This is a genomic window from Kitasatospora sp. NPDC059817, from assembly GCF_042731835.1.
Lineage (GTDB): Bacteria > Actinomycetota > Actinomycetes > Streptomycetales > Streptomycetaceae > Kitasatospora.
The window spans coordinates 1-7,249 of record NZ_JBHWIR010000265.1 but is presented as its reverse complement, the minus strand read 5'-3'; the positions used below and the strand labels follow the sequence as shown (position 1 = coordinate 7,249).

Annotated in this window: 6 protein-coding genes; 4 read left to right on the top strand and 2 right to left on the bottom strand. The window is 73.0% G+C overall.

What is annotated here, in order from left to right; genetic code table 11:
- Positions 1 to 246: 246 nt before the first annotated feature.
- The gene (locus ACFV61_RS32805) at positions 247 to 1,971 is read left to right on the top strand and encodes an ABC transporter ATP-binding protein (protein ID WP_380495645.1); all 1,725 of its coding nucleotides are present in this window, start codon (positions 247 to 249) and stop codon (positions 1,969 to 1,971) included.
- 62 nt (positions 1,972 to 2,033) lie between these two features.
- Here the strand turns inward: ACFV61_RS32805 and ACFV61_RS32800 are convergent, their stop codons facing one another.
- Positions 2,034 to 2,552: a GNAT family N-acetyltransferase gene (locus ACFV61_RS32800; RefSeq protein WP_380337828.1), complete on the bottom strand. Its 519-nt coding sequence runs from the start codon at positions 2,550 to 2,552 to the stop codon at positions 2,034 to 2,036.
- Positions 2,553 to 2,823: 271 nt separating this feature from the next.
- Here ACFV61_RS32800 and ACFV61_RS32795 point away from each other — a divergent pair, with 271 nt between their 5' ends.
- Entirely contained in the window at positions 2,824 to 2,991 is a 168-nt protein-coding gene (locus tag ACFV61_RS32795) for a hypothetical protein (protein ID WP_380426240.1), read from the top strand.
- A gap of 272 nt (positions 2,992 to 3,263) precedes the next feature.
- Here the strand turns inward: ACFV61_RS32795 and ACFV61_RS32790 are convergent, their stop codons facing one another.
- On the bottom strand, positions 3,264 to 4,826 hold the full coding sequence (locus ACFV61_RS32790) for a PucR family transcriptional regulator (RefSeq protein WP_380495644.1): 1,563 nt from the start codon (positions 4,824 to 4,826) through the stop codon (positions 3,264 to 3,266).
- Between the two features lie 233 nt (positions 4,827 to 5,059).
- Between ACFV61_RS32790 and ACFV61_RS32785 the strand changes: the two genes are divergently transcribed.
- Positions 5,060 to 6,544, top strand: a complete 1,485-nt coding sequence (locus ACFV61_RS32785) for a sodium:solute symporter (protein WP_380495643.1) — start codon at positions 5,060 to 5,062, stop codon at positions 6,542 to 6,544.
- Between the two features lie 11 nt (positions 6,545 to 6,555).
- Positions 6,556 to 7,249: class II aldolase/adducin family protein (locus ACFV61_RS32780; RefSeq protein ID WP_380495641.1), on the top strand; the 694-nt coding region annotated here is incomplete at its 3' end.

The following is a 7,249-nucleotide window of genomic DNA, read 5'->3' as shown; positions in this document are numbered from 1 at the left end:
GGCCAAGGCCCCACAGCACGGTGAGCGCGGTCCCCACCGGGTCGCGGGCTGGGCCCCCGTGGCGGGCCCGTAGCGGCCGCACCACAGCACCCCAAGCTCCACCCCACGCCCGCCGGCCGGGGCGGGCGGGGGGGGCGCGGGGCCGGGGGCGGCGGCCCGGGGGGCGGACGCGCCCGACTGAGAGAAGGGAGGAGCCCCTTGGCCGGAGAACAGAAGAACAGGCGGCACGCACCACTGGTCAGGGCCATGGGCCTGTTCGTGCCGCACCGGCTCCGGCTCGGCGCCGTGCTGCTGCTGGTGGCCGCCGGATCGCTGGCCGCAATCGCACCGCCGTTCATGCTGCGGCAGATCTTCGACGTCGCGTTGCCCCAGGACCGGCTCGGACTGCTGACCGGGCTGGCCGCCGGGATGTTCGCCCTGGTGGTGGCCAGCACGTCCGCCGGAGTGCTCCAGGCCTACCTGTTGGTCACGCTGGGGCAGCGGGTGATGGACGACCTGCGCACCGCGGTCTACACGCATCTGCAGCGGATGTCCCTGTCCTTCTTCACGGCGACCCGCACGGGCGAGGTGCAGTCCCGGATCGCCAATGACATCGGTGCCATGCAGTCGACGGTGACCGGCGCGGCCGCCACGATCGTCGCCAGTGCCACCACGGTGGTGGCCACGTTGCTGGCGATGCTCTCCCTGAACTGGCAGTTGACGGCCGTGTCCCTCGGGGTGCTCCCGTTCTTCGTCGGGATCAGCCGCAAGGTCGGCGCGGAGCGGCGCGGGATCGTCGAGCAGCAACAGAGCCTGATCGCCGTGATGTTCAGCCTGATCGAGGAGTCGCTGTCGGTCAGCGGCTTCCTGCTGGGCCGCACGATGGGGCGCACCGACACGCTCGTCAAGGAGTTCGCGGGGCGGTCGCGGGACCTCGCGGATCTGACCGTCCGGTCCTCGATGGCCGGGCGATGGCGCCAGTCCATCATCTCGATCATCGTGGCCGCGATGCCGATAGCGTTCTACTGGACGGCCGGAATCGTCGGTGGGCACGGTGGCCCGACCATATCCGTGGGCACCGTCGTCGCGTTCACCGCTCTCCAACAGGGCCTCTTCGGGCCGGTCATGACCCTGTTGCAGACCGGCATCGGTATCCAGAGCTCCATGGTCCTGTTCGACCGGGTCTTCGAGTACCTGGACCTCGAGGTCGACGTCGCGGAGCCCAGGGATCCCGCTCCGCTCACCGGGCGCCACGGACACGTCCGCTTCGAGCAGGTGAGCTTCTCCTACCCGGCTTCGGGGCCCGTCCTCCAGGGGGTCGACTTCGACCTGCCGGCCGGTGAGAAGCTGGCGGTCATCGGCGCCACCGGCGCGGGCAAGACCACCCTCGGCCATCTGGTTCCGCGCCTCTACGACGTCACGGGCGGTCGGATCACCATCGACGGCGTCGACATCCGTGACCTCAGCTTCGCCACCCTTGCCGAGACGGTCGGCATCGTCTTGCAGGACACCCATCTCTTCCACACGACCGTGGCCGACAACCTGCGGTTCGCCAAGCCCGGAGCGACGGCGAGTGAGCTGGCGGCCGCCGCCGAAGCCGCTCAGATCCATGAACTGATCGAAAGCCTGCCGAAGGGGTACGACACCATCGTGGGCGAGCGCGGGTACCGGTTCTCCGGCGGCGAGAAACAGCGCCTGGCGATCGCCCGGACGATGCTGAGGAATCCGCCGGTCCTCGTCCTGGACGAGGCCACCAGCGCACTGGACACGATCACCGAGAAGGCGGTCCAGCGAGCGCTTGACGCGCTCTCCGTGGGCCGTACCACGATCACGATCGCCCACCGGTTGTCCACCGTCCGGCATGCCGACCGGATCATCGTTCTGGACGGCGGCCGGGTCGTCGAGTCGGGCACGCACGCGGACCTTCTCGCCCACGCCGGACGGTACGCGGAGCTCTGCCGGGCGAGTGGCTCCCTCGGCCCGAAACCCTGAAGCCCTGAAGCCCTGAAGAGCGGAAGATGGAAGGGTGCCAGTCGCCTATGCCAGACGCCCGCTCAGAGCCGCAGGTCCATCCGCTGCTCGACCGTGTCCAGGCCGAACTTGCGGGCGGAACGGGAGACGGTGAGCTCGAAACCGGCCTTCGCGTACAGGTGGTGGGCTGCGTCGAGGCCCGCGATGGTCCACAGCAGCACGCCCTCGTACGAACGGGCGCGGGCCTCGTCCAGGGCGGTGTCCAGCAGCCGGCCGCCCAGGCCCCGGCCCCGGGCGACCGGGTCGAGGAGCACCCACCGCAGCTGGCCCCAGCCCGGGCGTTCGTCCGCCCGGACGAGGCCGGCGGCGCCGACCACGCGGCCGTCGAGCTCGGCGACCCACAGACGACCGGGCGCCGCACCGCCCTCGCGGGCCCGGGCGAGGACCAACTCGGCCATCCCGGCGGCGACATAGGCCTCCATGGTCTCGTCCGTGCCGTACTCGCGGGCGTAGAGGACACCGTGCAGGGCGGCGACGGTGCCGAGGTCCCCGGGGCGGACGGCCTCGCGGACGGTCGCGGATCCGGGTGCGGTGGCGGCCATGCTGGCATCCCTTCCAGGAGGACACTTCCACTGAAACAGTCGTGTCAGTGGAACGATAGACGCCGAGGGCGGCGACGCCCGCGAGACCCTCGAACTGCTCTGGGAGTGGCTGACGAAGCCCGAGCACCGGGGCGCGCTGCGCCTGTTCTTCGAGGGATACGTCCGCGCCTTCGGCGGCTCCGGGCCCTGGCTGGACTTCGGCACCGCCTCGCTGGACGAGTGGCTGCCGCCGCTGGAGCGCGTCCTGGACGGCACCGGCGCGAATCCCACCGTGGTGCTGGCCGTCCTCCGCGGCCTGCTGCTGGACCTCCTCGCCGACGGCGGCGGGAGCGGGGACGGGAGCGGGGGCAGGAGCGAGGACGGCAACGACGGTGGCGGGAACCACGCCGCCCGCGTCCACGCCGCCTGGCACGCCTTCCTCGACACCGCCCTCGGCTGACGCCCGGCAGGAGGCCTACGCCAACGTGACGCTTCGTGTTCGTGTGCCGGCGCTCGCGTCCTGGCGGTGCGCTGCCCATGTGCAGGCGGGGATCTGACCACGGGCCAGCAGGTCGGGCCGGAGCTGGTGTTCCCGATGCCGGTCTGCACGGTGGCCGTGGCGCCGGATGGCCGGCTGGTGGTGGGCTTTGGCTGGGAGGTCGCGGTGTTGGCCCGCCGTTGACCGGGCCCCGCACGCACGTCTCGCCGCCGGACGGCGCCGGCGGCCCGTGGTCAGTTCGCGCCGGGCGGGAGCCAGCGCAGGGCGAACCAGAGTTCCATCCGGACCTCCGCGTCGCCGAGGTCGACGGCGAGCAACTCGCCGACCCGGGCGATGCGTTGGCGCACGGTGTTGCGGTGGAGCTGGAGCGCCGCCGCGGTGCGGTCCCAGCTGCCGTGCAGGGCGAGCCAGGTGCGCAGGGTCTCCCGGAGCACGGCCGGCCCGGGGGTGCCCGCGGCGGTCAGCGGGGCGAAGGTGCTGCGGGCGAGGGCGGCGGCGTCCTCGGGGGCGACCAGGGAGTGGACGCTCGGCCCGACGGCCTCGCGGTGGTGGACGGCGGCGGCACCGGTGGCCAGCGCGTGACGCAGGGCCCGGTCGGCCTGGGCGTCGGCGATCCTCAGCTCCGCCGTGGGGGCGGGCGCGCTGACGCCGAGCGTCCAGCCGAGCCGGGCGGCGGATTCGGTGTCCACGACCCGGTCCGGAGCCGCCGAGCCGGGCAGCAGCGCCCGCAGCCAGGTCCCGTCCAGGTGCAGGTGCGGTGTGCCGAGGGCGGTGCCGAGGGCGGCGAGTTGGACGGCCTCCCCGCCGCCGCCCGCCCGGCCGGTCAGCCGACCGTGCACGACCACCCAGGCCCCGTCGGGCGGCAGCAGGGCGGCGGCCGCCTCCTCCGGTGCGGCGCCGAGCAGGAGCCGCACCAGGGCTCCCGCGCTGCGGGCGTCCGTGCCGAGCGCGTGCCGCGGGCTGGTGAGCAGCGAGAGCAGCACCACGGCCACCCCGGCCACGGACCGGTGGACGGCGGTCGGCGGTTCCTCGGCGGCGGTGACGAGCGTGAGCGGGCCGCCGGAACCGTCCGAGCCGGGCAGGGTCCGCACGGTCAGGTGCCGCCCAGCGTGGTGCTGGGCGGCGGCGGTCGGAGGCTGGGCGCGGCCTGCGGCGCGCGCGGTGGTCCGTTCCGCGAGGGCGCGCAGTTCGGCCAGGACCGGCACAGGCGGGCGCGCTCCGGCGCTGAACAGTTCGACGCCGCGCCCGTCCAGCAGTGCCGTCCAACCGCCCAGGTGCACGGCGAGTTGCTGGACGACCGCGCGCAGCGCGTCGGGGCGGGCGGCCGCGGAGGCGAGTGCGGACTGGGCTTCGGAGATCTGCCGCAGGCCGCGGTGGGCGGCTTCGGCCATCGCCGAGTAGGCGGCCCGGCCGACGGCGACGAACGGGGTGCCGTCGGGCACCCGCAGCAGGGGCAGGCCGTGCCGGTCGCAGGCGGCGACCAGGTCGGCCGGCACCTCGTCGTAGACCGGTGCGACGCCGAAGCCGAGTGCGGCGGCGCCCGCTTCGACGACGCAGCGCACGTAGGCGTCGATGCCCTCGGCGTCCTTCGGGAGGCGGACTCCGGCGGTGAGCAGCAGTTCGCCGCCGAGCAGGTAGGGGCCGGGGTTCTCGACCTCGGTGGTGCCGACGGTGCCGATCAGCCGGTCGTCGGCCGGTCCGGCGATCCGGCGCAGTCCGAGCACGGGGTCGGCGAGCAGGACGGTCAGCGGGACGGCGGGGCTGCCGGAGGCGGGAGCGGGGGCTGGGTCGGGCACGCCGGCGGCCTTTCGTCGGAGGTTTTGCACATCTGACCCCACGATATTGGATGAATCCGATACTTCTGCAGGCCAGGTGGGGCGGTTTAGGTTCAGCGCACGGCGTTTTCCTTCGGGCACCCCCGGCTCGCCCCCCGTTCCCCGCCTTTCCTGTGCGCCCCGCCTGCTCCCCCACCCACAGCCCTGGCCCGGCCCGCTCCCCCAGCGCGTCCGGCCGGATCGGAGGACCCCCCATGACCCTCGACTACGTCGTGATGATCGGCTATCTGTTGGGCATCGTCGGCGTCGGCTGGTGGGGCAAGCGGCGCGCCTCCTCGAAGGCGGACTTCCTCGTCGCGGGCCGCCGGCTGGGCCCGGTGCTGTACACGGGGACGATGGCCGCCGTCGTGCTCGGCGGCGCGTCCACCATCGGCGGCGTGCGGCTCGGCTACTCCTACGGCCTGTCGGGCGCCTGGATGGTGTTCGCCATCGGGCTCGGCCTGCTGGCGCTGAGCATCCTCTTCTCCGCCCGGATCGCCCGACTGCGGGTGTACACCGTGGCCGAGATGCTGTCGCTGCGCTACGGCGGGGCGGCGAGCGTGATCTCCGGCGTGGTCATGTGGGTCTACACCCTGATGCTGGCGGTGACTTCGACGATCGCCTACGCCAGCGTCTTCGACGTGCTGTTCGACGTGCCCCGCTGGGCGGCCGTGGTGATCGGCGGCACCATCGTGGTCGGCTACTCGGCGCTCGGAGGCATGTGGTCGATCACCCTCACCGACATGGTGCAGTTCGTGGTGAAGAGCATCGGGGTGCTGTTCCTGCTGCTGCCGGTCGCCGTCGTGAAGGCCGGCGGCCTCGCCCAGCTGAAGGCCGAACTGCCGTCCGGCTACTTCTCGTTCGGATCGATCGGCGGCGACACCATCTTCACCTACGTGCTGATCTACACCTTCGGCATGCTGATCGGCCAGGACATCTGGCAGCGGGTGTTCACCGCCCGCACCGACCGGGTGGCCACGTACGGCGGCACGGTGGCCGGCGCCTACTGCCTGGCGTACGCCGTCGCCGGCGCGGTGATCGGGATGGCCACCAAGGCGCTCTACCCCCAACTGGCCAGCCCCGACAGCGCGTTCGCGACCATCGTGAAGGACACGCTGCCGGCCGGGGTGCGCGGCCTGGTCCTGGCGGCGGCGCTGTCCGCGATGATGTCGACCGCGAGCGGCGCGCTGATCGCCTCCGCCACCGTGGCCAACAACGACATCTGGGCCCGGGTACGCACGCTCGTCGGCCGGGGAAGGCCCGGCACCGCGGCCACGGACCATGACGAGGTGCGGTCCAACCGGCTGGCGATCGTGGCCCTCGGCATCTTGTCGATCAGCGTCGCCTGCGTCCTGGACGACGTGATCTCGGCGCTCACCGTCGCGTACAACCTGTTGGTCGGCGGTCTGCTGGTGCCGATCCTGGGCGGGCTGGTCTGGCGGCGCGGCAACCTGCCGGGCGCGCTCGCCGCGATGGTCGCGGGCGGCGGCACCGTGATCGCGCTGATGGCCGCCAAGGGTGTCCTCGCCAACGAGCCGATCTACTTCGGCCTCGCCGTGAGCCTGGTCGCCTACCTGGCCGTCAGCCTGGCCACCCGCCCGACCGATGCCACCGTGCTGGAGCACTGGCGCGGCCGGCTCGCCGGGCAGGCCGAGACCCCGGCCGCTCCCGCCGCCACCGCCCCGGCCGCCGCACTCTGAGAGGAAGCCTCATGGGCCTGCCCGCCGCACCGACCGTCCCGACTGTCACGTCCGGACCGCCCACTGCGTCCGTACCGACCACCCCGCCCGCACCGGACGAGGCCCGGCTGCGCCGCGAACTCGCCGCCGTGTACCGGCTGGTCGCCCACTTCCGGATGACCGACCTGATCTTCACCCACATCTCGGTCCGCGTCCCCGGCCCCGAGCAGCACTTCCTGATCAACCCGTACGGCCTGCTGTTCGAGGAGATCACCGCCTCCGACCTGGTCAAGATCGACCTGGCCGGGAACCCGGTGGAGCCGACCCCCCATCTGGTCAACCCGGCGGGCTTCGTGATCCACAGCGCCGTCCACGCGGCCCGCCAGGACGCCCACTGCGTGCTGCACACGCACACCCGGGCGGGCTGCGCGGTCGCCGCCCAGCGGGACGGGCTGCTGCCCCTCAACCAGATCTCGATGGAGTTCCACGACCGGGTCGGCTACCACGACTACGAGGGCGTCGCGCTCAACCTCGCCGAACAGGAGCGACTGGTCACCGACCTCGGCGGGCACCCGGCGCTGATCCTGCGCAACCACGGCCTGCTGACCGTCGGCCGCACACCGGGCGAGGCCTTCCTGCGGATGTACTACCTGGACAAGGCCTGCGAGATCCAGATCGCCGCCCAGGCCGGGGGGGGGGGGGGGGGGGCGCGCGGGCGCGCCGCCC

Bases quoted from the DNA above. Each gene is read 5' to 3' on its own strand.
- ACFV61_RS32805 (WP_380495645.1), top strand. From the start codon at position 247: ATGGGCCTGTTCGTGCCGCACCGGCTCCGGCTCGGCGCCGTGCTGCTG.
- ACFV61_RS32800 (WP_380337828.1), bottom strand. From the start codon at position 2,552: ATGGCCGCCACCGCACCCGGATCCGCGACCGTCCGCGAGGCCGTCCGC.
- ACFV61_RS32785 (WP_380495643.1), top strand. From the start codon at position 5,060: ATGACCCTCGACTACGTCGTGATGATCGGCTATCTGTTGGGCATCGTC.